The following is a 698-nucleotide window of genomic DNA, read 5'->3' as shown; positions in this document are numbered from 1 at the left end:
TTAGTTTTTAATAATTACATAAAACAGCATCTATTTTAAAAGGAATTAATTAAAAACTCAAATCTTTTGAAAAAAATAGTTATTAAAAGGTTATAATTCACTATCAAAACCCTAATTTTTAAGTATTCTCATAGTGGAAAAGTACTTTTTCTTTGAGCTAGTAATCTTCATGGTAGCCATTTTAGGTGGTGGCATAGGTGCTATCATAGGTATTGGAGGCGCGTTATTAATAACTCCTTTACTATCAACCCTATTAGATGTCCCTATTCATTATGCTATTGGAGCATCTCTAGTAGCAATAATCTGTACATCAACAGCAACATCTCTTGTTTCATTAAAATCTCATGGATTAACTAAAGAAAAATTAGGATTATTCTTGGCATTGGCTACTGCTATTGGGGCTATATTTGGAGCTAAACTAGCTCTAACACTTAAATCGCAAGCATTATTTCTTATATTTGGTGGAATATTGTTTGTAGTTGCAGTTTTAAGTTTTATAAAAAAGAAACAAAATAGCAGTATTCAAGAATCTACCAAAGTATCAGTTATTGCCGAAAAACTTCAGCTTAATGATTCAATGACTGTAAATAAAGTAAAACAGCAATATAGTGTCAAACACCCTATTCTTGGCTTTATATTTATGTCTGGCGCTGGATTTATTGGAGGTTTACTTGGTATTGGTGCTGGTATTTTTAAAG

The 698-nt window shown here is 30.7% G+C and carries 1 protein-coding gene; it reads left to right on the top strand.

Going from position 1 to position 698, the window contains the following annotated elements:
* Positions 1–133: 133 nt before the first annotated feature.
* Positions 134–698 (top strand): sulfite exporter TauE/SafE family protein (locus tag F8C69_RS10190; RefSeq protein ID WP_159185054.1); only part of this gene is annotated, 565 nt, incomplete at its 3' end.

This window comes from Francisella noatunensis subsp. noatunensis (assembly GCF_009823375.1).
Classification (GTDB): domain Bacteria; phylum Pseudomonadota; class Gammaproteobacteria; order Francisellales; family Francisellaceae; genus Francisella; species Francisella noatunensis.
Note: the sequence above shows the minus strand (reverse complement) of the source record. Positions and strands in the feature narration are given on the sequence as shown.